The 25,286-nt window shown below is 55.8% G+C and carries 12 protein-coding genes; 5 read left to right on the top strand and 7 right to left on the bottom strand.

Translation table 11 applies throughout. From position 1 onward, the window contains the following. The first annotated feature begins 35 nt into the window (after window positions 1–35). From gltB to hemE, 3 genes are all read left to right on the top strand, one after another. Window positions 36–4,484 (top strand): glutamate synthase large subunit, encoded by a 4,449-nt coding sequence (gene gltB, locus QWJ10_RS02995; protein ID WP_289924222.1) that lies wholly within the window; start codon window positions 36–38, stop codon window positions 4,482–4,484. A 103-nt stretch (window positions 4,485–4,587) separates the two neighbouring features. Continuing rightward, entirely contained in the window at window positions 4,588–6,006 is a 1,419-nt protein-coding gene (locus QWJ10_RS02990) for an FAD-dependent oxidoreductase (protein ID WP_289924221.1), read from the top strand. A gap of 135 nt (window positions 6,007–6,141) precedes the next feature. Beyond that, window positions 6,142–7,209 carry a uroporphyrinogen decarboxylase gene (gene hemE / locus QWJ10_RS02985; protein WP_122043465.1) on the top strand — a complete coding sequence of 356 codons (1,068 nt, stop codon included), beginning with the start codon at window positions 6,142–6,144 and terminating at the stop codon, window positions 7,207–7,209. A 54-nt stretch (window positions 7,210–7,263) separates the two neighbouring features. Here hemE and QWJ10_RS02980 read toward each other — a convergent pair whose 3' ends face one another. Next, the gene (locus QWJ10_RS02980) at window positions 7,264–8,580 is read right to left on the bottom strand and encodes an MFS transporter (protein ID WP_289924220.1); all 1,317 of its coding nucleotides are present in this window, start codon (window positions 8,578–8,580) and stop codon (window positions 7,264–7,266) included. A gap of 160 nt (window positions 8,581–8,740) precedes the next feature. Here QWJ10_RS02980 and QWJ10_RS02975 point away from each other — a divergent pair, with 160 nt between their 5' ends. Continuing rightward, a complete protein-coding gene (locus QWJ10_RS02975) occupies window positions 8,741–9,646 on the top strand; it encodes a LysR family transcriptional regulator (protein ID WP_019363997.1) in 906 nt (301 codons plus the stop codon). On the opposite strand, the gene selO is transcribed toward QWJ10_RS02975, so the two are convergent. The 3 genes from selO to QWJ10_RS02960 all read right to left on the bottom strand — a co-directional run bounded on the left by selO (window position 9,630) and on the right by QWJ10_RS02960 (window position 16,298). Further along, window positions 9,630–11,090, bottom strand: coding sequence for a protein adenylyltransferase SelO (selO, locus tag QWJ10_RS02970; protein WP_019363998.1), 1,461 nt, complete (start codon window positions 11,088–11,090; stop codon window positions 9,630–9,632). The genes QWJ10_RS02975 and selO overlap by 17 nt on opposite strands. Window positions 11,091–11,144: 54 nt before the next feature. Further along, complete coding sequence (gene mscK / locus QWJ10_RS02965) at window positions 11,145–14,468, bottom strand: mechanosensitive channel MscK (RefSeq protein WP_289924219.1); 3,324 nt, start codon at window positions 14,466–14,468, stop codon at window positions 11,145–11,147. Between the two features lie 93 nt (window positions 14,469–14,561). Next, window positions 14,562–16,298, bottom strand: coding sequence for a potassium/proton antiporter (locus QWJ10_RS02960; RefSeq protein ID WP_289924218.1), 1,737 nt, complete (start codon window positions 16,296–16,298; stop codon window positions 14,562–14,564). Window positions 16,299–16,452: 154 nt separating this feature from the next. On the opposite strand from QWJ10_RS02960, the gene rlmJ reads away from it, so the two are divergent. Then, window positions 16,453–17,298, top strand: coding sequence for a 23S rRNA (adenine(2030)-N(6))-methyltransferase RlmJ (gene rlmJ / locus QWJ10_RS02955; protein WP_289924217.1), 846 nt, complete (start codon window positions 16,453–16,455; stop codon window positions 17,296–17,298). Between the two features lie 56 nt (window positions 17,299–17,354). On the opposite strand, the gene QWJ10_RS02950 is transcribed toward rlmJ, so the two are convergent. From QWJ10_RS02950 to aceE, 3 genes are all read right to left on the bottom strand, one after another. Then, window positions 17,355–20,042: a GGDEF and EAL domain-containing protein gene (locus tag QWJ10_RS02950; protein ID WP_289924216.1), complete on the bottom strand. Its 2,688-nt coding sequence runs from the start codon at window positions 20,040–20,042 to the stop codon at window positions 17,355–17,357. Between the two features lie 349 nt (window positions 20,043–20,391). Further along, a complete protein-coding gene (gene aceF / locus QWJ10_RS02945) occupies window positions 20,392–22,386 on the bottom strand; it encodes a dihydrolipoyllysine-residue acetyltransferase (RefSeq protein ID WP_289924215.1) in 1,995 nt (664 codons plus the stop codon). Window positions 22,387–22,413: 27 nt separating this feature from the next. Further along, entirely contained in the window at window positions 22,414–25,059 is a 2,646-nt protein-coding gene (aceE, locus tag QWJ10_RS02940; protein ID WP_074823126.1) for a pyruvate dehydrogenase (acetyl-transferring), homodimeric type, read from the bottom strand. Between the last annotated feature and the right edge of the window lie 227 nt (window positions 25,060–25,286).

Here is a 25,286-nt window from a genome sequence, read left to right as displayed (position 1 = left end):
GATTGACTAGAAATAGATTGCCGGTGAGAGTTCCCATGAAAGCAGGCCTGTACAATCCTGAAACGTTCAAGGATAACTGCGGCTTCGGCCTGATTGCCCATATGCAGGGCCAGGCGAGTCACCATTTGCTGCAAACGGCCATCGAGGCCCTGACCTGCATGACGCATCGCGGCGGTATCAATGCAGACGGCAAAACCGGCGACGGTTGCGGTCTGTTGATACAAAAGCCCGACGCGTTTCTTCGCGCTGTCGCTTTAGAAACATTCGGCGTTGAGCTACCCGCCCAATACGCCGTTGGCATGGTTTTCCTCAATCAGGACGACCAAAAGGCCGATGTGGCCAGAAACCACATGAATTCCGAATTTGCTGCTGCTGGCCTTACCGTGGTCGGGTGGCGCAAGGTTCCCGTGGATACCTCTGTATTAGGACCGTTGGCGCTTGAGCGCCTACCTAAGATCGAGCAGGTATTCATTAGCGGTGAAGGTCTCGATGATCAGCAGTTCGCCGTAAAGTTATTCACATCCCGCCGCCGTTCTTCGGTATTGAACAAGAACGATGCGGAGCATTATGTCTGCAGTTTGTCCAGTAAGGTCATCATCTATAAAGGCTTGATGATGCCAGCAGATCTGGCTGCGTTTTTCCCGGACCTCGGCGATGAACGTCTGCAAACTGCCATTTGCGTGTTCCATCAGCGCTTCTCGACCAATACGCTGCCCAAGTGGCCGTTGGCGCAGCCATTCCGCTACCTGGCGCACAATGGCGAGATCAATACCATCACGGGCAACCGTAACTGGGCCCGAGCGCGGCGTACCAAGTTCGTCAATGAGCTACTTCCTGACCTGGATAGCCTGGGTGATTTGGTCAATACCGTAGGGTCCGACTCCTCAAGCATGGATAACATGCTCGAATTGCTGGTGACCGGCGGAATGGACCTGTTCCGTGCCGTGCGCATGATCATTCCGCCGGCCTGGCAGAACGTCGAAACGATGGACTCAGGGCTTCGCGCATTCTATGAATTCAACTCCATGCACATGGAGCCATGGGATGGTCCGGCTGGAGTTGTATTGACAGATGGGCGCTATGCCGTCTGCCTGCTTGATCGCAACGGCTTGCGTCCTGCCCGCTGGGTAACAACCAAGAATGGCTATATCACCCTGGCCTCGGAAGTGGGTGTCTGGGATTATGAACCCAGTGACGTGATTGCCAAGGGGCGTGTCGGTCCGGGTCAGATCCTCGCGGTCGATACCGAAACCGGACAGGTGCTTGAGGCAGATGATATCGATAACCGTCTGAAATCACGCCATCCTTACAAGCAGTGGCTGCGCAAGAATGCCCTGCGTATTCAGGCTACATTGGACGATAAGGATCATGGATCGCCTTTTTACGATTCGGATCGTCTGCGTCAGTACATGAAAATGTTCCAGGTCACGTTCGAAGAGCGCGATCAAGTGCTGCGTCCATTGGCCGAGCAGGGGCAGGAAGCCGTCGGTTCCATGGGTGACGATACACCGATGGCCGTGCTGTCCAAGCGTATCCGTTCGAACTATGACTACTTCCGTCAGCAGTTTGCGCAGGTGACCAACCCGCCTATCGACCCGCTGCGTGAAGCCATTGTCATGTCGCTCGAGACTTGTCTAGGTGCCGAGCGCAACGTGTTCGAGGAGACGGCCGAACATGCCAACCGCGCAATCCTGAGTTCGCCGGTTATATCGCCCGCCAAGTGGCGTACCCTGATGACGCTGGAGCGTCCCGGGTTTGATCGTTTCATCATTGATCTCAACTATGATGAAAGCGTGGGGCTGGAAGCGGCGGTACGAAATATTGCCGATCAGGCCGAGGAAGCGGTTCGTGCAGGAAAAGTCCTGATTGTACTGTCGGACCGTGCAATCGAGCCGGGTAAGCTGCCTGTGCATGCGTCCCTGGCAGTAGGTGCTGTTCATCACCGCCTGGTGCATACTGGACTGCGCACCGACTGCAACATCTTGGTTGAAACCGCAACTGCCCGCGATCCTCATCACTTTGCGGTGCTGATTGGTTTTGGCGCGACAGCGGTTTATCCCTTCCTGGCCTATGAGGTATTGGGCGACCTGATCCGTACAGGCGAAGTCCTGGGTGATCTTTATGAGGTCTTCAAGTACTACCGCAAGGGAATCACCAAAGGGCTGCTGAAAATCCTGTCCAAAATGGGCATTTCCACTGTGGCTTCCTACCGTGGCGCCCAGTTGTTTGAGGCGGTTGGTCTGTCCAGTGAGGTGACGGATCTATGCTTCCCGGGCGTCACTAGCCGTATACAGGGCGCCCGCTTTGCCGACATTGAGGTCGAGCAGAAGCTGCTGGCGAACGAAGCCTGGAGCAACCGTAAGCCGATCCAGCAGGGCGGCTTGCTGAAGTATGTCTACGGTGGTGAATATCACGCGTATAACCCGGATGTTGTCAATCTGCTCCAGGCAGCTGTTCAGCAAGGCGACTATGCACGGTTCCGTGAGTATTCCGCCCTGGTTGACCAGCGTCCCGTAGCCATGATCCGTGACCTGCTCAAGGTTAAGGTCAGCGACACGCCGCTGGCGCTTGAAGAAGTCGAGCCGCTGGAAAGCATTTTCAAGCGTTTCGATGCCGCCGGTATCTCGCTCGGTGCCCTGTCTCCAGAGGCGCATGAGGCACTGGCCGAGGCAATGAATCGCTTGGGCGGCCGCTCTAACTCGGGTGAGGGCGGTGAAGACCCGGCGCGTTACGGCACGCTGAAAAGCTCCAAGATTAAGCAGGTAGCCACGGGACGTTTCGGTGTAACGCCAGAATACCTGGTCAATGCCGAAGTCCTGCAAATCAAGGTGGCTCAGGGCGCCAAGCCGGGCGAAGGTGGCCAGTTGCCGGGCGGCAAGGTGAATGGCCTGATCGCTCAGTTGCGCTATGCCGTACCGGGCGTAACCCTGATTTCCCCTCCGCCCCATCACGATATCTACTCGATTGAGGACTTGGCCCAGCTGATTTTTGATCTCAAGCAGGTCAATCCAAAGGCGCTGGTGTCCGTTAAACTGGTATCGGAGCCTGGCGTTGGTACGGTAGCGGCCGGTGTCGCTAAGGCTTATGCCGATCTGATTACCATCTCCGGCTATGACGGTGGTACAGGTGCATCACCAGTGACATCTATCAAGTACGCGGGCAGTCCTTGGGAGTTGGGACTGGCCGAGGCGCATCAGACATTGCGTGGCAACGACCTGCGTGGAAAGGTTCGCGTACAGACCGATGGCGGTCTCAAAACCGGCCTTGACGTGATCAAGGCGGCGATTCTAGGTGCAGAAAGCTTTGGCTTTGGTACCGCGCCGATGATTGCATTGGGTTGTAAGTACCTGCGTATCTGTCACCTGAACAACTGCGCTACCGGCGTGGCGACCCAGAACGATAAGCTGCGCAAGAACCATTTCATCGGTACCGTTGAGATGGTGACCAACTTCTTCACTTTTGTGGCAGAAGAAACACGCGAGTGGCTGGCGCGCCTGGGTGTAAGAAGCTTGGGTGAGTTGATCGGCCGTACCGATCTGTTAGAGATCCTGCCTGGCGAAACGGCCAAGCAGCACAACCTGGATTTGACACCACTTCTGGGTAGCGACCATATTCCGGCAGACAAGCCCCAGCACTGCCTTGTTGAGAAGAACCCGCCATTTGACCAGGGTCTCCTGGCTGAGGAAATGGTCCGCCTGGCCCAGTCAGCTATCGAAGGTAAGACGGGCGGTGAGTTCAGTCTGAAGGTAAGCAACTGTGACCGCTCCATTGGCGCACGTGTATCCGGTGAGATTGCTCGTCAGCATGGCAACCAGGGTATGACGTCGGCGCCTATCACGTTCCGCTTTACAGGAACGGCAGGGCAGAGCTTTGGCGTATGGAATGCCGGTGGCCTGAACCTCTATCTTGAGGGTGACGCCAACGATTATGTGGGCAAGGGTATGACAGGCGGCAAGCTGGTCATCACTCCGCCCAAGGGTAGCGCCTTCAAGAGTCAGGAGTCGGCCATCATTGGTAACACCTGCTTGTACGGTGCCACGGGTGGCAAACTGTTTGCGGCGGGTACCGCGGGCGAGCGATTTGGTGTTCGTAACTCTGGTGCCCATGCGGTCGTCGAGGGAACCGGTGATCACTGCTGCGAATATATGACCGGTGGCTTCATCTGCGTTCTGGGCAAGACGGGTTACAACTTCGGCTCCGGTATGACAGGCGGCTTCGCCTACGTGCTGGACATGGATAACAGCTTTGTTGACCGTGTTAACCATGAACTCGTGGAAATTCAGCGTATCAGCAACGAGGCCATGGAGGCTTATCGCAGTCACCTGAGCCGCGTGCTGACCGAGTACGCCGAGGAAACGAGCAGTGAGTGGGGACACTATCTGCTCGAAAACCTGGATGATTATTTCCGCAAGTTCTGGTTGGTGAAGCCCAAGGCTGCCAGCCTGGCCTCACTGCTATCCACTACTCGGGCAAATCCGCAGTAATGCTATAGGCAACCAGCGCCTGACACTTTGTCAGGCGCTGGTTGCGACCGTGAGTTTTCCTGCAGCAGCGAGACATGAACGCTGCCGTGATGAGGTTTAGGTAATGGCTGAACGTCTGAATAACGACTTCCAGTTCATAGAGGTCGTCCGCAAGGACCCGAAGAAGAAACTCCTGCGTCAGCGCAAGAAAGAATTCGTTGAGATTTACGATCCGTTTAAGCCGCAGCAGGCATCTGAGCAGGCGCACCGCTGCCTGGGATGCGGCAACCCTTACTGCGAGTGGAAGTGCCCGGTTCACAACTACATACCAAACTGGCTGAAGCTGGTTTCGGAAGGCAATATCCTGGCTGCAGCCGAGCTGGTCCATCAGACCAATACGCTGCCCGAAGTTTGTGGTCGTGTGTGTCCGCAGGACCGCTTGTGTGAAGGCGCGTGTACCCTGAACGATGGTTTCGGTGCCGTTACTATCGGTTCGGTAGAGAAATATATCGCTGATACCGCTTTTGCCATGGGTTGGCGGCCGGATATGTCCAAGGTGGTGCCAACCGGCAAGCGGGTTGCCATCATTGGTGCAGGTCCTGCAGGTCTTGGCTGCGCCGATATTCTAGTCCGCAACGGCGTTACGCCTGTTGTATTCGACAAGAATCCGGAAATTGGCGGTCTGGTAACGTTTGGCATTCCCGAATTTAAGCTTGAGAAAAGCGTGATGGCGCGCCGCCGCGAGGTCTTTACCGGTATGGGGATAGAGTTCCGCCTCAATACCGAGATAGGCAAGGACATCACAGTGGAGCAGCTGCTTGAGGAATACGATGCGCTCTTCATGGGGATGGGAACTTATACCTATATGAAAGGCGGTTTCCCTGGCGAAGATTTGCCAGGTGTGCACGATGCCCTGGATTTTCTGGTGGCTAATGTCAACCGTAACCTGGGCTTCGAGAAGTCTGCTGACGATTTTGTCGATATGAAAGGCAAGCGCGTTGTGGTTCTGGGCGGCGGTGATACTGCGATGGATTGCAACCGCACCTCGATTCGCCAGGGCGCCAAGAGCGTAACCTGTGCTTACCGTCGCGATGCTGAGAACATGCCGGGCTCGCGTCGTGAGGTGAAGAATGCCAAGGAGGAGGGCGTTAAGTTCCTCTTCAATCGCCAGCCGATTGCGATCATTGGTGAAGACAAGGTGGAAGGCGTCAAGGTTGTCGAAACGCGTCTGGGCGAGCCGGATGCCCGAGGCCGTCGCAGCCCTGAACCGATTCCGGGATCCGAAGAGATCCTGCCGGCAGATGCGGTAGTCATCGCTTTCGGTTTCCGCCCAAGCCCCGCAGAGTGGTTCGAGCAACATGCGATTGCAATGGATAATCAGGGTCGTGTAGTCGCTCCCTCTGTCGGTCAGTTCAAGCATCAAACCAGCAACCCCAAGATTTTTGCGGGCGGCGATATGGTGCGAGGTTCGGATCTGGTGGTGACTGCAGTATTCGAAGGTCGTACTGCAGCTGAAGGTATCCTGGACTACCTGGGCGTTTGAGGCACCAGCCATAAGCTGCTTTGCAGTTCAAGGGCAAAGCGGTTAAGGGCTCGATAGATAAAAGGCACGGATCTCTCCGTGCCTTTTATTTTTGTGTCTGAGAAAATGACAGTACTTTCTTGACGGATATTTTCCATGACTGCTTTGAAGAACGACCGTTTTCTCCGTGCCTTGCTCAAGCAACCCGTTGATGTGACGCCCGTCTGGATGATGCGGCAGGCCGGTCGTTATCTCCCGGAGTATCGCGCTACGCGTGGCCGTGCCGGTGACTTCATGAGTCTGTGCATGAACCCTGAGTTGGCCTGCGAAGTCACACTGCAGCCGCTCGAGCGTTATCCGCTGGATGCCGCCATCCTCTTTTCAGACATTCTGACCATCCCGGACGCCATGGGATTAGGCCTCTATTTCGAGACAGGTGAGGGCCCCCGCTTCAAGAAGCGTATTGAGTCCGCTGCGGATATCGAAGCCTTACCGGTACCGGACCCGGAAGCGGATCTGGGCTATGTCATGAATGCGGTCCGCACCATTCGCCGTGAGCTCAATGGGCGTGTGCCTCTGATCGGATTCTCAGGAAGCCCTTGGACGTTGGCGACTTACATGGTCGAAGGAGGCTCATCCAAGGACTTTCGGCGTAGCAAGGCGATGCTTTATGACAATCCGCAAGCCATGCACAACCTGCTCGATAAACTGGCCCGCTCGGTAACCGCCTATCTGAATGGTCAGATTCAGGCAGGTGCCCAGGCGGTACAGATCTTTGATACATGGGGGGGCAATCTGTCTTCGGCGGCTTATCAGGAGTTTTCTCTCGCCTACATGCGCAGGATTGTTGATGGCCTGATTCGTGAGCGTGAAGGCCGCAAGATTCCTGTCATCCTGTTTACCAAGAATGGCGGTCTTTGGTTGGAGAGCATGGCGGCCTCTGGTGCAGACGCATTGGGACTGGATTGGACATGCGACATTGGCGATGCCCGTAGCCGTGTAGGTGACAAGGTGGCGCTACAAGGCAATATGGACCCAGCGGTACTGTATGCCAAGCCTGACGCGATCCGTTCAGAGGTGGCGCGGATTCTGGCTCGCTACGGTAAAGGCTCCGGACATGTTTTCAATCTGGGGCACGGAATCACGCCGGAGGTAGACCCTGCCCATGCAGGTGCCTTCATCGAAGCTGTTCATGAGCTCTCAGCGCCTTATCACGAGGCATAAGGCGGTCGACAAAGACCGGGCCATGCGCCCGGTCTATCAAAAAGGCAAAGCCGCTCATCGAGCGGCTTTAACATTCAAGGGGAGGGCTGGCAGGCGAGCCAGGTGTAACGCAACAGCCAGTGCTCCGACCAAGAGTGTGGCGATGAACAGTCCGACACCATTCCATCCTGCTTCGTGCCAGAACACGCCGCCTAATGTTCCTGCGATGCTTGAGCCCACGTAGTAGCAGAACAGGTAAAGCGACGAAGCTTGTCCCTTTGCTTGCCGAGCACGGCGACCAATCCAGCTGCTGGCGACCGAATGAGCCCCGAAAAAGCCAAAGGTAAACAGCAGCATGCCCACCAGAACCAACGGCAGGGGGGTGAACAGTGTCAGCACCACGCCACCCAGCATCAGAAGAATCACCGCCCAAAAGACGCGGCGGCGACCAAGTTTATCCGCTAATGAGCCTACTTGGGCCGAGCTGTAGATACCCGACAGGTAGACGACTGACAAGACGCCCACAACGGCTTGACTGAGATGATAAGGCTCACCTAACAGGCGATAGCCAATATAATTAAACAACGTGACAAAGGCGCCCATTAACAGAAAGCCCTCGAGAAAGAGCCAAGGTAGCCCAGCGTCTCGAAAGTGTTGGGTAAAGCCATTGACCAGTGTGCGAGGCTTCAGGGGAGTCGGGCGGAAGTGACGTGACTCCGGCAAACGCCGCCAGAATACGATAGCGGCAATCAGCGCCAGACTGCCCAGGATTGCTAGAGCAATCCGCCAAGAGACAAAGTCCACCAAAACGCCACTGATGACGCGCCCACTCATCCCACCCAGCGCGTTGCCGCTGATATACAGCCCCATGGATAGGCCGATGTGCTGGGGATGGATTTCCTCAGACAGATAGGTCATGGCAACGGCGGCCAGACCGGATAGCGATAGACCAACCAATGCCCGCGTGACGAGAACACCTTCCCAGGTGGGCATGATGGCGCTGAGTAGCGTAAAGAAAGCGGCGGCGAAGAGTGAGACCACCATGACCGGCTTGCGGCCGATGGCATCTGAAATAGGACCTGTAACCAGTAGCCCGACCGCCATGAGCCCAGTTGATACGGAGAGCACAAGGCTGCTTTTGGCCGCCGTTATACCAAAGGCTTTGGAAAAAATGGGCATCATGGGCTGTACACAGTACAGCAAGGCAAACGTGGCGAAGCCGCCACAGAAAAGTGCAAGGGCTGTATGGATGAACTGGCGAGTGCCTTTCTCAATGTACAAATCGGTATCTTCTACTGCTTGGTTGGCAGCTTCACGTGCTGCCTGAATAGGCGCAGGTTCTTCTTCAGGTTGGGCATGCTCGTGACGAGCAGGTAAAGCAGACTTACTCACGTTAAACCTCAAAATCTGGACGAACGAAAGGACGGCGCAGCGAAAGCGCTGCACAATCTGAAATTTATTATTGGTTACTGAAAGAATAAGAGCTGATCTTTATTCTTTCCAATATATTATTCGACCGATTTGATATGTATTAAATATCAATCGAGGCGCTATGGAATTAAGACATTTACGGTACTTTGTAGCCGTCGCAGATGAGTTGCATTTTGGTCGAGCGGCTGAACTCCTGGGTATTTCACAGCCACCACTGAGTCAGCAGATACAAGCTTTGGAAGAGGAGCTGGGGGCACGCCTGTTTGAGCGCACGAACCGCCGTGTTGCATTGACTGAGGCTGGTCGGCTCTTTTTGGATGAGGCTCGGCAGGTATTGGCGCAGGTAGATAAGGCCACCGACATTGCACGGCGAGCGCAACGGGGAGAGCTGGGTGAGTTACAAGTGGGTTTTACGGTCTCCGCGCCCTTTATTGCTACCGTGCCACGCTCTATTTTCAACTTCCGTCAGCGCTTTCCAGCGGTACACCTGGCTTTGCAGGAAATGAGCAGCCGAGAGCAGACCGAGGCGCTGATGGATCGCAAGCTCCAGGTAGGACTGATCCGGCCTATTACCATGTCGGATGCGCTGGTCTCGATAGAGCTTTTTCGGGAGCCCCTCGTCGCTGTGATGCGGGCGGACCATCCCTTGGCCCTACAAACCCACGAAAGCATTGCTATCAAACAGTTGGCTGAGGAACCCTTTGTTTACTTTCCTCGTACCTACGGTACAGGTCTATATGACCAATTAATCAGCTTGTCTCAACAAGCTGGATTCAGCCCGCGAATCGTTCAGGAAGCTCGAGAAACTACGATCATTATTGGACTGGTGGCGGCCGGATTGGGTGTTTCGGTTTTGCCAGCAACCTACCGGCGAATGCATATCGAAGGTGTTGTCTACAGAACCCTAGTGGACGAGGGCGCCACCTCCGCATTGTGGCTTATTCATCGTCGTGACGAGCGCTCATCACTTGCACGTGCGTTCATTGAGTTGTTGACGCAAGGCGCCGGTATTACGAAGAGCAGCTGATTTCCAGGTGTTTGCCCCAATCCGGTGGGCGTTGAGCGAATCGGTCATTGCCCGGTTGCTCTTCAAAGGGGCGCGTCAGAACCTTATGAAGCTGGCGAACTTCTTCATAATTACCCGCCTCAGCCTGCTCGATCGCCTGTTGGGCCAGATAGTTACGCAGTACATAGAGTGGATTGACTGCGTGCATGCGCTCCTGGCGTGCCGGTTGATCGCCGCCTTCCTGCTCGGTGCGGTTCAGGTACTGGCGACTCCACTCATCAAATCCAGCCAAATCAACAAAGTCGTTTCGAAGAGCCGCAATCGCCTGCTCCGGAACCTCATCGCCCAGACGTCGGAAGAAGAGTGAGTAGTCAACGGCGCTGCCTTGCATCAGGCTGAGCAGCCGCTCGATCAGCTCCTTATCTGCCGCTTGCTCTGTCATAAGGCCGAGTCGACGTCGCATCAATGCCTGGTAATGCGCCTCATAAAGCGGCAAAAATAATTCGAGTATTCCTTTCAGCGTTTCGACAGGCACCCTCGGCGTCAACGCCTGTGCCAGTGCCGCCAGGTTCCAGTGCGCAATGGGGACCTGATTGCTGTAGGAGTATCGGCCACTGTAGTCAGAGTGGTTACAGATAAAATGCGCGTCAAAGTCATCCAGGAAGGCATAAGGGCCGAAATCGAATGTAATGCCGAGAATAGACATGTTGTCTGTGTTCATCACACCGTGGCAAAAGCCGTAAGCCTGCCAGTAGGCGATCAGCTCGGCATTGCGCTCGACGACTTCACGGAAAAAAGCCGCATAAGGATCAGGTTGCTCCAGGCACTGTGGGTAGTGCGCCTCAAGCACATGCTGGCCAAGCTTTTCCAACAAATCATTGCGCTGCGTATAGTAGAAGTATTCGAAATGCCCGAAGCGTATATGGCTTTGGGCAAGCCGTAGCAGCATGGCGCCGGTTTCGACTCGTTCGCGTATGACCTCTGTAGTGGAGCCGGTCACACACAGCGCGCGGCTTGAAGGGATACCCAGCGCATAAAGTGCTTCTGATGCCAGAAACTCTCGAATGGACGAGCGTAAGACTGCACGTCCGTCTCCCATTCTTGAGTAGGGTGTCATGCCGGCACCCTTGAGATGCAGATCCCAGTGCTCTCCCTTGTCGTTTATGACCTCGCCAAGCAAAAGGCCGCGGCCATCACCCAGGCGAGGATTATAGGAGCCGAACTGATGCCCCGAATAAACCATGGCGCGTGAGTCGGCTGTATCCCAGAGCTTGTGCCCGGAAAAGATTTCCGTGAATTCCGGTCGTTGCGCCTCGGCAACATCCAGATCCAGCAGTGCCATGGCGGCCTCCGAGACGACCACCAACTTTGGATTTTCAATAGGCTTGGGTTGGATGGCCGTCGAAAAATCATCGCCCAGACGGGCAAAGCGGTTATCGAACTCAAGCGCTTCAAGGGTTTTCACGGCACTCTCCGGACTGCAAATGTATTTATCTAGACAGCGTAAAACGTGCCCTGATCATTCCTTCTGTCCAGAGTAGGTCGGAGAAGGTACTTCATCCTTGCTCAAGGTGCGCTCAGATCCTTCCCTATTCTTTACAGACACTTCCAGCTGGCGAAAGGCGATCTCTATATTGTTCTCCCTGAACAGTCGCTCGATGCTGCGGTTGATTTCATCAGTAGCAAAGCCGCGATCGCCCAACTCCCGCACGTGAACGCGTAACTCATGATTCAGTGTGTTCTCACCAAACGCCTGTAGCAGGACCATTGGTTCTGGATCATGCAAAACCCTGGGATTGTCGTAAGCGGCCTTATAGAGCAGCTCGCGTACTTTTTCCAGATCGGAGCCGTTGGCCACATTAACCAGCAGCGTGATACGCGTCATGGTGTCTGTCAGCGTCCAGTTGATGAGCTGACTCGTCACGAACGTCTTGTTAGGCACAATGACGGATTTGTTGTCAGCATCAGTGATATGGGTCGCCCGAATCTGAATGCGTTTGACTGTGCCTGTAACATTACCGATGGTAATCAGGTCGCCGATTCGAACAGGGCGTTCGAACAGGATGATCAGGCCGGAAATGAAGTTACCGAATATCTCCTGAAGGCCAAAACCCAAACCAACCGAGAGGGCCGCTGCCAGCCACTGGAGTTTGTCCCAGCTAACGCCCAGCGTGGAGAGCGAACTGATAACACCCACGCTAATGATTACATAGGACAATAGCGTCGTGGTTGCATACGCGGTCCCTTGAGCCAGGCTCAGGCGGGAAAGTACCACAACCTCAAGCAGGCCGGGCAGGTTGCGTGCCAGTGCAAAGGTGAGGCCTGCAAAGATGACCGCTTTGATGACGTCTCGCAGGGTAATCGGCATCATGGTTGCCGACTCACCCGTACCGCTGCTGTACTGGTAAAGCGTGACGTTATCCAGGTATGAGAAGACTGCCACCACGTCCACCCAGACCCAATACAGCACTCCCAGGAAGCCTAACCATAGGGCAAGGCGGATTAGACGTAAGGACTGCTGATTGACCTGCTCCATATCCAGCGCAGGCTCTTCTATGGCTTCACCGGTTTCACCTGCCTCCTGCATGCTCTGTCGCTTGGCCAGGGCGCGATGATAGGCGAGGCGCCTTGCGGCCACGCTTAAGCCCCGCGAGAAGGCGGCTTCGAGAATGACCCAGCAGAGCAGCAGATACAGTGTATCGATAAGCCGGTCGGTCAGTTTCAGTGAGGTGTAGTAGTAGCCTAGGCAAACAGCCAGGAACAGTCCGGCCGGAATGGCGGTAATGATTAGTCCAAACATCAGCCGGAAGAAGGGCAGACGTTCTCGAGCCGCCGTGTTAAGCAAGGAGCGACCCAGCATCCAAGACATGCTGGCATAGCAGATCAGAACAATAAGAATACCCAGTACGTCTTCAGACAGGCTTGTCAGCTGACGTTGGGCAATGGCTGCTACGGCCATTAATGCCAAGGCCAAGAGGCCTAGACGCCTGACCAGGCGGCGCATGGAGTCTACTTGCGCGCGTGACCAGCGGAAATGGGTCTCTGCAACACCTCCACCTTCCAGTAGGCGGTAAACGGTATAGAACACCAGCCAGCCGGCGGCCATTTCCATAAGCGCTGCGCCAATGGATGCGTTCACGCCCCGCTTGTCGCCCTCAAGGGCAACGCCGATCAAACCTAGCGATAGGCTGACAGGAAGAGTCAGCAGCACGGTCAGAATGATCGCAAGCGGCGTGTGTAGCTGGCTGTCACGCTGGAAATGCCCGATGTCCTTGTTCAGGGCATTAAGTTTTTCGTAAAGATACCGGCGCTTCCACAGTAGCGTTGCAATAGCAAGGATGAGAGGCAGAAACAGCCAGGGGCGTTCGGCCAGGCCGGCTGACAGCTCACCTACGCTGGCGCGCCAAGGCACATTTGCAATCTGTTCGACCAACGACTTAGGCGCATCCTTGAGCCAGCCCCAATCCAGCGGGCGATTGCTGGGAATCCAGAACATCTGCTCATCAAGCGTTGAGCGGAGACTTTCGCTGGTCGCTAACAGTTGCTGCTGGTTCAGCTGAAGTGTAATTGACTCACTTAACAACGCACTTAGTTCGGTACTTAGGCGATCTTGCAGGTCCGCTCGAGTTCTGATCAGCTCCAGTAGCTTCTTGCGAAGCTCAGGTGTCGTCTGCTCGGGTGGCATCTGAGCCATGACCTTGTCCAGGTAATCCCAAGGGTTGGCGATTTGCGTGCGCTGCTGGTTCAAGTCGAACTGGTATAGACGTATATCGGCAATCTCGTCCGTCAGCCCCTTGGTTGCTTCAACCGTTGGCAGGGAGGCCCGCTGTTGATAGAGCAGCTTGGAAAGCAGCAGGCTGCCTTTCAGGACATTGATCTGCTGCTGCATGGTCTCGCCGGTCTGCTTGAGCTGATCAAGTCGCTGCTTGATTTCAAGATTGTTTCGAGTGAGCTCATTCAGGCGATCCGTCGCACGCAAGAGGTAGTCGGAAAGCTTGAGGTTAAGATTTGTTTCGCTGGTCAGGACATCGTTACTACCTGCTGTCTTCTGCGATTCACGAGACAGGGCGGCAAAGGTTTCCTCTGACTGCTGGCGACGTTTGCTGCTGATGAGGGCTTGCAGATCGAGACTTTCTTTCTCGATCAGTTTGACACGCTCCGTGTAGAGTTCACGTTGAATGGTGCCAAGATCTTGCAGCGTGCTGTTGCCCGAAAGTTCCTGCTTGCGCAGTTGAATCAGTGCGTTGCGTTCCGCCTGTTCGGCCAATAGCTGATTGCGACGTTCAGGCGTAATGGGCTTACCGCTTTCCTTGCCACTCTTGAGAATGTCGACAATGGTCTGTACCCGCATTTGCGCATTGCTGATTTCGACTTGGGCACGCTCGGGTCGTGTTTGCGATGTGATGACCAGTGTATTGGCATCATTCAGGGCGTTCTGCCAGTCGTTGAGCTGTGAGTTGCGTTGGCTTTGAAGATTCTCCAACTCCTGGGGACTGGCGTTGGCATAGCGTTGGGTAACCGGAGGCTTGTCCTGCTCGGCCTGGAGTTTGGCCAAGTCCTTCTGGGCATCCTTGATCAGCTGCGGTGCTTGTGTGATCTTGCGTTTTACATCCGCTAGGTCCTGCTCATGCTGATCCTTCTGGTCTAGCAGCTGCAGCGTATTTTTCAGAATGTCCTGAACGGTCTGCTGATCGGAGGCAGAAAGCTTCCGGTCAGCCAACGTGTCCAGGCTATGCTGAATCTGCTTGGCATCAGGCAGGTTGGATTCTTGTGAATAAGCGAGCGGAAAGTTGAGACAAAAGCCCAACAACACGATCTTGAGCAGAATACGCAAGGCAAGCATGATCACATCTTGGCAGCAGGAAAGGCGAGGAGGTTAAATCCCTGCCTTTGCTGACGCAACTGCTCTTGTCGGTCGAGCCGACTACCGCACGAATCAGAGGAAAAGAGCAGGTCCTGAACGGCCTTCTGGGAACTTGACCCCAACTTTTCTCACACGATTGCCTTCAAGCGAAGCGACTGTCCAGGTCAGGCCGCTCCATTCGATCTGGTCACCAATGACCGGCTCACCGCCAATGCGCTGGGTAATAAAGCTTCCCAACGTCTGCTCCCCATCCAGCTCGCCAAGGTTAAGACCATACAGCGAGGCCACTGCCTTAAGCTCCGCATTGGCTTCCAATACGAAGTCACCGAAGAAGCGCTGGCCTCGCTCTGGGGCCTGACTGAACAACTTGCCCAGGGCCGAGAGATCATACTCATGGCCAATGACACACAGGATGTCGCCTGCTTCCAGCTTGGTACTGCCGGAAGGGTGTAGGAGCTGTTCCCCGCGGAAGAGCGCCGCGATACGAGTATTGGGCGGCATTTTCAACTCGCGAAGCGCTGCGCCAATACACCATTTCTCCTTGCCCAGGCGGTAGACGAAAAGCTCCCACTCACTGGTGGGATGCACCTGCAGGCCGGAGCGCGAGAAAGGGACAGGCTCTGGCGGTACGGTGACGCGCAGCCACTTTGCCGCGAGCGGCAGGCTTGAACCTTGTAACAGCAGTGAAACCAGAACGATAAAGAAGGCTACGTTAAAGAACAGCTGAGCCTGGGGCAGGCCTGCCATCATGGGGAAAACAGCCAGGATGATCGGTACCGCTCCGCGTAGCCCTACCCATGAGATGAAGAGTTTTTCGCGACTATGGAAAGCTTTAAAGGGAAGCAGGCCCACAAAGACTGACAGGGGGCGCGCGATCACGATCATCCAAAGGGCGAGGCCCAGAGCGGGCAGGGCAATGGGGAGCAGATTGTGCGGCTCTACCAAGAGCCCCAGCACCAGGAACATGCCGATCTGTGCCAACCAAGCCATGCCGTCCAGCATATGTAGCATGCCGTGGCGGCTCCGAATTGGTCGGTTGCCCATAACCAGACCCGCCAAATACACCGCCAAGATGCCACTACCATGAGCTGCGTTGGTAATGGCAAAAATGAACAAGCCTCCACTGACTGCCAGTAGCGGATAGAGACCATCGGCCAGTTGCATACGGTTGATAAGCTGCAGCAGTAACCAACCACCCCCCAGGCCAAGCAGGCTGCCAATGGCGAATTCACGTACGAAGTTCCAGACGAGCCCCCAGCTGAAGCCTGTCTGGCCGCTGGCCAGAAGCTCGATCAGCGTGACGGTAAGAAAGACCGCCATAGGGTCATTACTGCCTGACTCGATTTCAAGGGTTGCGGTAACACGCTCATTGAGCCCGCGCCCGCCAAGCAGTGAAAATACTGCAGCAGCATCGGTCGAGCCGACAATGGCGCCGATCAGCAGTCCTTGCAGGATATTCAGGTCGAAAAGCCATGCCGCCATAGCGCCTGTTAACCCGGCGGTAATCATTACGCCCACGGTTGCCAGGGACAGTGCTGGCCAGAGCGCCACTCGGAAACTGGATACGCGTGTACGCATACCGCCGTCCAGCAGAATGATCGCCAGGGCAAGATTGCCTACCAGGTAGGCGAGGGGGTAGTTGTTGAAATTGATATGACCAGGGCCGTCTACGCCTGCCAGCATCCCGACTGCAAGAAAAATCACAAGAATGGGAATGCCCAGGCGCGAGGAAAGCGAGCTGACCAGAATGGAGAGACCAACCAGGACCGCGCCAATCAAAAATAGGCTATTGATTGTGACGGCATCCAAATCGAAACTCCTGCATAGTGGGTAGGCGCGATGCGCTGGATTCTTGATTTAACCTGTTGATTCGGCAAGCTGTCAAAATTAATGCCAGATTCTTTTGAGCCATGCGACGAACAGGGGACTTCCAGTACACTGCGCGCCTTCACAGGAGCGAATCATGAATTACCGACACGCCTTCCATGCCGGAAACCATGCCGATGTGCTGAAGCACTTTGTACTGTCTCGCGTATTGATGTTGCTGGGGCGCAAGGAAACACCCTACGCCTATCTGGACACACATTCGGGCATAGGGCTTTACGATCTGCTGGGAGATCAGGCTAGCCGTACCGGTGAATGGCAAGGTGGAATAGGCCGACTCTGGGAGGCGAAAGACCTCCCTGATCCGCTTGTCGCTTACAAGGAGGCTGTCGCTGCTCTTAATAGTGATGGGGCGTTGCGCTTCTACCCGGGGTCACCCGAAATCGCTCGGCGCTTTTCCCGTCCCCAGGATCGTTTGCACTTGAATGAGCTGCATGCTGAAGATGCTCTGCTGCTCAAGGAAAACATGGGGCAAGAAAGACGGATCGCTGTTCATCATCGGGACGGCTGGCTGTTACCCAAAGCACTGCTGCCCGTGCAGGAGAAACGCGCTGTGCTCTTGATCGATCCGCCTTTTGAAAAGGTGGACGAGTTTGAGCGGTGTTCAATGGCATTAAAGGAAAGCATTGCCCGTATGCGACAGATCGTGACCGCTATCTGGTATCCCATCAAGGATCAGCGTCAGCTCAAGCGGTTTTATCAGGATCTGCAAAAGAGTAATGCACCCAAACTTCTGCGTGCCGAACTCTGGGTACATCCCGCCGACAATCCTGTGGGGCTCAATGGCTCTGGTATGGTGATTTCCAACCCCCCGTGGGGTCTGGAAGACGAACTCAGAAGCGTTTTGCCCTGGCTTGCCAAACAACTGGGACAAAGCCAGCCTAGCTGGAAGCTGGACTGGCTGATCGAGGAAAAAAGCACCTGATGTAGCCGGGGTTGGCTACCTTCCTCGATTCCAAGGCCTTACAACAGGCGGCGCGACTAGATCTTGTTGAGGTTCAGATAGCGACGAAGGCTATCAAGCAGCTCGTTACCAGGAATGGGACGGTCAAACAGATAACCCTGGCCTACGTCGCAATGATGGCGACGTAGAAAGCTCAGCTGTTGTGTCGTTTCGATACCTTCAGCCACAACCTTGAGTCGCAGGTTGTGGGCCATGGCCACTACGGCCGACGTGATCTCCATATCGTCCTGATTGGCTGGAATATCCTTGATAAAGCTTCGGTCGATCTTGATGACATCGATCGGGAATTTCTTGAGGTAGCTGAGCGACGAATAGCCCGTACCAAAATCGTCCATGGCCAAGCTGAGCCCGATTTGCTTCATCTCCTCTAGCTGCTGGCGTGTCTCATCGGTTGCATCCAGGAGCAGGCTTTCGGTCAGTTCAAGTTCAAGGCGATGAGGAGGGAGGCGCTCTTCAATCAGAATGCTTCTGATTGAGCTGACAAGCTCCTGATCAGTGAACTGTTTGGGAGAAAGGTTGATCGCCATCTGCAAATGGCCCAGGCCAGCGGCATCCAGCGCCTTGATTTGCCTGCAGGCTTCCCGAATGACCCATTTACCAATCGGGATGATCAGACCGGTCTCTTCCGCCACGCTGATGAACTGATCGGGTCGTATCATGCCCCGTTCGGGGTGATTCCAGCGCAACAGCGCTTCAAGCCCCAGCAGTTGGGCGCTTTTGAGGCAGATCTTTGGCTGGTAATGAACCTCCAGTTCGTTGAGTTCGAGGGCTCGACGAAGGTTATTCTGCATGAACAGCTTGTGACTGGCTTCGGTCACCAGCGATTGTGTATAGACCTGTACCCGGTTTCCGCCGCTGGCCTTGGCCTTGTGCAGCGCCAGGCCTGCATGCTTCATGAGCGTTTGCGAGTCTTTACCGTGATCAGGGGTGACGGTCAGGCCAATCGAGCAACTGACCAACGTCGGTTGGCTTTCAACATAGATGGGCTTTTCGAGCATGCTTAGCAGCGCGCTCGCGACATCCAGACCTTCCTGGGTATCCATCTGCTCAAGCAGCACGGCAAACTCATTACTGGCGATCCGTGCGATCAGCGTACTTTGCCCCAGTGAGCTTTGCAGGCGTCTGGCCAGGCTGACCAGCAGGTTATCGCCAGCTTCATGACCCAGGCTGTCATTGATTCGTTTGAAGTGATCAATGTCGATCAGCATCAGGCAGTTATGGATATCCTCCCGTCCTGCCAGGCGTTTTTCCAGGCGATCAATGAAGTAGTGACGATTGGCCAGCCCTGTCAGGCTGTCACGATAAGCCAGCTTTTCCATATTTTGCTGGGTCAGCTTGGCCTGGGTGATGTCCTCGAAGATACCAATGTAGTGGGTCAGCTCACCGTTGTCTGAGTAGACTTTGGAAAGCGAAAGATGGCCCCAGTAGGAGATCTGGTCCTTGCGCTGGCAGCGAAGCTCGCCTTGCCAGCTGTTCTGTTTTTCCAGGGCCGCATAGGCGTCGGGTAGAAGTTCCGACCAGTTGGTCAATGCCGGTAGCTCACTGATGGGCTGACCGCAGACTTCTTCGGCAGTGTACTGGGTAATGGTTGTAAAGCTGGGGTTGATGTATTCGATCTCCCCTTTGCGATTGACTAGCAGAAAAGCATTGGCGCTCTGCTCAACCGCCCGTTGGAACAGATGCAGGGCATGGGTGGCACTGCGGCGCTCCTGGCTATCAAGCACTTTGGCGTACTGATCGGCCAGTTCGCAGGCAAACGCAATTTCATCGTTCTGCCAGATTCTGGGCTGGCCGGTTTGCTCAAGGCGAAGGATGCCTAATACCCGGCCATCTACACGTATGCAGATATCCAGAAGCGAGCGAATGTCATGGGCGAGCAGATACGGCTTGGTCCATTCGCGTGTACGAGGATCATGTTGAGCATCCTGCGCATCGATTGATCGGGCCTTATGAAGCGCCTCCACATACGCTGGAAAATCATCCAATGACCAAGAGGAGACAGACGACGTATTAGGAGATTCGCCATGAGTGTAGACAGAGCGTAAATGATTTTCGCCCACCTGCCACACACTGGCTCGTTTCACGCTACAGGTTTCACTGGCTGCACGAGTAATCAGTTGGGCCGCTTCCTGAAGCGGGTCGCTGGAGCTGTAGGCGTGTTGTGTCAATTCAAGCAAAAGATTGCGGTGTGCTCTTACCCGATCAACACGAGCTTGTTCCTGTACGCAGGACTGCTCAAAAAGATCCAGCGAGGCTTTAAGATCCCTGTTTTGCGCCATCAGCGTAGTAGTCAGTCGCTCGGCCTCTGAAGCCAGCTCCACAGGAATCAGGTAGCCGTGCAGGATTTCACGACCATGGCGGGAGATTGCCTCGCCAATTTCAACCATTGACGTCGCGCCTGCCGGTGCGTGCAGGGTATAGCGAATGACGTAATGGCGGCGCTTGAGCAATTGCTGCTGTATGGCATCGTGCAGGTGATAGCGTGCCGCAGGCTCCATGAGGCTGGCGTAAGGCGACTCGAGAAGCGAGCAAAGCTCATAGGCAGGCAGCCCCAGACTTTTTTCACATGCCTGGTCTAGATCCAGCAGCGCCCAGCTGGGCTCATTGAGCCGCTCGAAGCGCAACATCCCCAGCTGTGCGGGCACAGGCGGCTGCGTAGCAACCTCGGCCACTGAGAGACTGGCAGCATCAGGATGAATCTTCATGCGGCGGTTCGCTTCCAACGGCCCTTGATAAGGGGCGCGTACTTATGGGTTATGCCAAGTCGACTTAACGAAAGGGCGTACAGTAAGCCAATCCGGTTTTATTTGCAGTGACTGTCTTCTGGATTCCGCCAGAACGAGGCACCCATAAGTCCTTTCAGGGAGCAAGGGTGCATCAAGCTAACCACACTGACAAGCGTCTCGATAAAACAGACAGCAGCTTTCTACTAAGAAGCTTTATCGATCCAGCAAGTCAAACTCTTTAAAAAAAACCCTGCCGGGGTGGCAGGGTTTCAGATGACCGAGCATTTCATCGGCCAGACGGTTGCCGGCAGAGGCCGGCATCGTCTCTTTACAGCAGCAGGCCGCGAATCTCAGCCAGCAGATCGCCCAGACGCTTGGTGAAGCGGGCCGCAGCAGCGCCATTGATCACGCGGTGATCATAGGAGAGCGAAAGCGGCAGCATCAGGCGCGGCTGGAAGGCCTTGCCGTCCCATACCGGCTGCATGGTGGCCTTGGATACTCCCAGGATTGCCACTTCCGGTGCGTTGACGATCGGCGTAAAGCCGGTGCCGCCAATGTGGCCGAGGCTGGAGATCGTGAAGCAGGCCCCTTGCATGTCGTCGCCGGAAAGCTTCTTGTTGCGTGCTTTCTCAGCCAGTTGAGCGGCTTCGGCAGCCAGCTGGAGAAGACTCTTCTGATCGACGTTGCGAATGACAGGTACCAGCAGCCCATCCGGCGTGTCCACGGCAAAGCCAATGTGCACGTATTTCTTGCGGATAATGGCCTTGCCACTGGGTGCGAGCGAGGCATTGAAGTCCGGCAATTCCTTGAGCACATGGGCGCAGGCCTTGAGCAGGAACGGCAGGATGGTCAGCTTGACGCCCGCTTTTTCTGCCACAGCCTTTTGACCCACACGGAAGGCTTCAAGATCAGTGACATCAGACTGATCGAACTGCGTTACGTGAGGCACGTTCAGCCAGCTGCGATGCAGATTGGCAGCACCTACCTGCATCAGGCGTGTCATCGGAACTTCTTCGATTTCGCCAAACTTGCTGAAGTCCACGGTCGGGACCGGAGGAATTCCGGCGCCACCGGTAGTTGCCGCTGCGGCCGGAGCAGATTTGCTCTTTTGCAGCTGATCCTTTACATACGACTGGACGTCTTCCTTGAGAATACGTCCCTTCGGACCAGTTGGCGTCACTTCGCTCAGCTCGACGCCAAACTCGCGTGCCAGCATCCGTACAGCCGGGCCAGCATGCACTTTCTTGCCAGGCTGGCCGGTGGGCGTGGGCGCTTGCGGTGCCTTGGCCGGCGCTGGGCTTGGGCTCGCCTGCTTTTGTGCCGGAGCTGCATTTTGCTGAGCCGGTGCAGGCTTCTCAGCCTTTTTCTTTGGTGCTGCGCCTTGAACTTTCAAGGTCAGGATCAGATCGCCAGTTTTGGCCTGATCACCTACCTTGATGGAAACGCTTTCCACCACACCCGCCTTGGGCGCCGGGATTTCCATGCTGGCCTTGTCGGATTCCAGGGTAATCAGCGACTGGTCCGCTTCTACCGTGTCACCCGCTTTGACCATCACTTCGATCACATTGGCGTTACCGGTCGAGCCGATGTCAGGCACCTTGATCTCTTCAGTGCTCTCGCCAGCAGGGTCTTCGTCGGCCGTCTCGTGCAATTCAGGCTCGGCTGCCTGCACGGCAGGCTTGTCACTGGTGGATTGAGCCGGTGCAGAGGAAGCGTTGCCGCTTCCCTTGAGTACCAGAATCAGGTCACCCGTACCTACTTCATCACCCACCTTGACGGCGATACTTTCAATCACGCCGGCAGCAGGTGAGGGGATCTCCATGCTGGCCTTGTCAGACTCCAGGGTAATCAAGGTCTGCTCGGCTTCGATACGATCACCAACCTTGACCGGAAGCTCGATAATGTTGGCCTTGCCACTGGTGCCGATATCCGGCACATGGATTTCCTGAGCAGTGCCTGTTCCAGCCTGGTCGTCTTCCTTGGCAGACGCGGACGGGTCCTCGTCGCCTGGAGGCGTTGGCATTTCAACTTCTTCGTCGGCAGCGCCTGCAGCAACAGCCATGGGCTCGGCTGCATCGGTTTCACCCGATGCGCCATCTTCCATGTCCAGCAGCAGGTCGCCGGTTTTCAGCGTATCGCCCAGCTTGACGTGCAGCGCGGCGATCTTGCCGGCTTTCGGGGCCGGGATCTCCATGCTGGCCTTGTCGGATTCGAGCACGACGAGGCTTTGTTCAGCCTCGACGGTGTCGCCCACCTTGACCAGAATTTCGATGATCTCGCCTTCGCCACTTCCGATATCAGGTACGCGAATGGTTTCACTCACAATAATTTCTCCTTTTCACCGTCGGCATCAGCAATCAAGCGGGTTGCGCTTGAGCGGATCGATACCGAACTTGGTGATGGCATCCGCTACGACCTGACGCTCGATAGCGCCACGATCGGCCAGGGCTTGCAGAGCAGCCAAGGCGACCCAGTGGCGATCCACTTCGAAGAAGTGACGCAGTTTTTTGCGCGAGTCGCTGCGGCCGAAACCGTCAGTGCCCAGCACTTGGTATTCCTTGGATGGAACCCACTGGCGAACCTGGTCGGCGAACAGCTTCATGTAGTCGGTAGAGGCAATGACCGGGCCTTCACGACCTTCCAGGCACTGCTGGATATAGGCCTTGCGGGGCTCTTCCAGCGGATGCAAGCGGTTCCAGTGGTCAACTGCCAGGCCATCACGGCGCAGCTCGTTGAAGCTGGTGACGCTCCAGATGTCTGCACCGATACCCATTTCGCGCAGCAGGGCTTTTGCTTCGCGAACCTCACGCAGGATGGTGCCCGAGCCCAGAAGCTGAACGCGATGCTTGAAATCGCCGGTTTCTTCTTCCAGGAGATACATACCCTTGATGATGCCTTCCTCGGCACCTTCAGGCAGCGCAGGCTGCTGGTAGTTCTCGTTCATGACCGTGATGTAGAAGAACACGTTCTTCTGCTCTTCGGTCATCTGACGAATGCCTTCGCGAATGATGACCGCCAGCTCGTAGGCATAGGTGGGGTCGTACGTGCGGCAGTTCGGGATGGTCGCTGCCAGAATATGGCTGTGACCATCTTCGTGCTGCAGGCCTTCGCCGTTCAATGTGGTACGGCCGGCAGTACCGCCAATCAGGAAACCACGCACCTGGCTATCACCCGCGGCCCAGGCCAAATCGCCGATACGCTGGAAGCCGAACATCGAATAGTAGATGTAGAACGGCAGCATCGGCTGGTTGTAGGTGCTGTAGGACGTACCGGCTGCAATGAAGGAGCTCATGGCGCCTGCTTCATTGATGCCTTCTTCGAGGATCTGGCCCTTCTTGTCCTCGCGGTAGAACATCACCTGATCCTTGTCGACAGGCTCGTAGAGCTGACCGACGGAGGAGTAGATGCCAAGCTGACGGAACATGCCTTCCATACCAAAGGTACGAGCTTCGTCCGGGATGATCGGGACGATGCGGCTGCCCAGGTCCTTGTCCTTGACCAGCTGGGACAAGATACGCACGAAGGCCATGGTGGTGGAGATCTCGCGATCGCCAGAGCCGTCCAGGATAGCTTTCAGTGTTTCCAGCGGTGGTGTCGGAATGCTGATGCTGGTGGTGCGACGCTGCGGTACCGAGCCGCCCAGCGCTTCGCGACGCTTGCGCAGGTACTTCATTTCCGGGCTGTCTTCGGCAGGACGGAAGAAGGGCAGGTCGGCCAGCTGATCATCGTTCAGCGGGATATCGAAGCGGTCGCGGAATTTCTTCAGGCTCTCCACGTCGATCTTCTTGGTGTTGTGGGCGATGTTCTTCGCTTCACCCGCACCGGTGCCATAACCCTTGATGGTCTTGGCAAGAATGACCGTCGGCTGACCCTTGTGGTTGACCGCCTGATGGTAGGCTGCATACACCTTGTACGGATCGTGACCGCCGCGGTTGAGCTTCCAGATGTCCTCGTCGGACATGTCTTCAACCATCTTCAGCAGCTCAGGATTGGCGCCGAAGAAGTGCTTGCGGACGAATGCGCCGTCCTTGGCCTTGTAATTCTGGTATTCGCCGTCGATGGCTTCATCCATGCGCTGCTGCATGAGGCCATTTTCGTCACGGGCGAACAGAGGATCCCAGAGGCGACCCCAGATGACCTTGTTCACGTTCCACTGGGCGCCACGGAAGACGCCTTCCAGTTCCTGGATGATCTTCGCGTTACCACGAACCGGACCATCCAGGCGCTGCAGGTTGCAGTTGATCACGAAGATCAGGTTGTCCAGCTTTTCACGACCTGCCAGAGAGATGGCGCCCAGGGTCTCCGGCTCGTCAGTCTCGCCGTCACCGATAAAGCACCAGACCTTCTGCTTGCCGGCCGGGATGAAGCCGCGGTCTTCCAGGTACTTCATGAAGCGTGCCTGATAGATCGCTGTGATCGGACCTAGACCCATGGATACGGTCGGGAACTGCCAGAAATCGGGCATCAGGTGCGGGTGCGGATAGCTCGACAGACCGTTGCCATCTACTTCCTGGCGGAAGTTGTTCATCTGGTCTTCTGTCAGGCGGCCCTCAAGGAAGGCACGTGCGTAAACGCCAGGAGACGCGTGGCCCTGGTAATACACCAGGTCGCCGCCATGCTCTTCGGTTGGCGCTTTGAAGAAGTAGTTAAAACCAATGTCGTATAGCGTAGCGGACGAAGCAAAGGTAGAAATGTGGCCGCCAAGGTCCGGGTCGCGGAGGTTGGTACGAACCACCATGGCCAACGCATTCCAGCGTACCAGCGAGCGAATCCGCCGCTCCATGAAGAGGTCGCCCGGCATCTGGACTTCTTTGGTAACCGGGATCGTGTTGCGATACGGGGTGGTGATCGCGTAGGGAAGCTGTGTACCTGTCCGAGTGGCCAGCTCACCCATACGGGTCAGCAGATAATGAGCTCGGTCTTCACCTTCGCAGTCTAGTACGGACTCCAGGGCGTCCAGCCATTCCTGGGTTTCGACGGGATCAAGGTCTTGCATGGCTTGCTCCAGGGCGGAAAGGCTTCCAGAATCGGTTGCCTCGGTATCGCCGCCATCCTCTTGGGGGCAGCGTGAATTCTTGGATTATGACCGGGTGGTTCCCGGCCGGCGTGTAGTTTTACTACAAAACGGCGGTCGTTTCAGCTGCTCAGGTCAATGTCCGTTATAAAACAACGACAAATTGTCGTGCGGTTTGACCTTCTCCTCAGCCGTTGACTCCACAGGAT

The sequence above is a fragment of the Pseudomonas sp. WAC2 genome, from assembly GCF_030403525.1.
Lineage (GTDB): Bacteria > Pseudomonadota > Gammaproteobacteria > Pseudomonadales > Pseudomonadaceae > Chryseomonas > Chryseomonas luteola.
This window is presented reverse-complemented; position numbering and strand designations above follow the sequence as displayed.

Excerpts from the sequence above, each read along its gene's own strand:
- gltB (WP_289924222.1), top strand. The coding sequence starts at position 36 with ATGAAAGCAGGCCTGTACAATCCTGAAACGTTCAAGGATAACTGCGGC.
- QWJ10_RS02990 (WP_289924221.1), top strand. The coding sequence starts at position 4,588 with ATGGCTGAACGTCTGAATAACGACTTCCAGTTCATAGAGGTCGTCCGC.
- hemE (WP_122043465.1), top strand. The coding sequence starts at position 6,142 with ATGACTGCTTTGAAGAACGACCGTTTTCTCCGTGCCTTGCTCAAGCAA.
- QWJ10_RS02975 (WP_019363997.1), top strand. The coding sequence starts at position 8,741 with ATGGAATTAAGACATTTACGGTACTTTGTAGCCGTCGCAGATGAGTTG.
- mscK (WP_289924219.1), bottom strand. The coding sequence starts at position 14,468 with ATGCTTGCCTTGCGTATTCTGCTCAAGATCGTGTTGTTGGGCTTTTGT.
- rlmJ (WP_289924217.1), top strand. The coding sequence starts at position 16,453 with ATGAATTACCGACACGCCTTCCATGCCGGAAACCATGCCGATGTGCTG.
- QWJ10_RS02950 (WP_289924216.1), bottom strand. The coding sequence starts at position 20,042 with ATGAAGATTCATCCTGATGCTGCCAGTCTCTCAGTGGCCGAGGTTGCT.
- aceE (WP_074823126.1), bottom strand. The coding sequence starts at position 25,059 with ATGCAAGACCTTGATCCCGTCGAAACCCAGGAATGGCTGGACGCCCTG.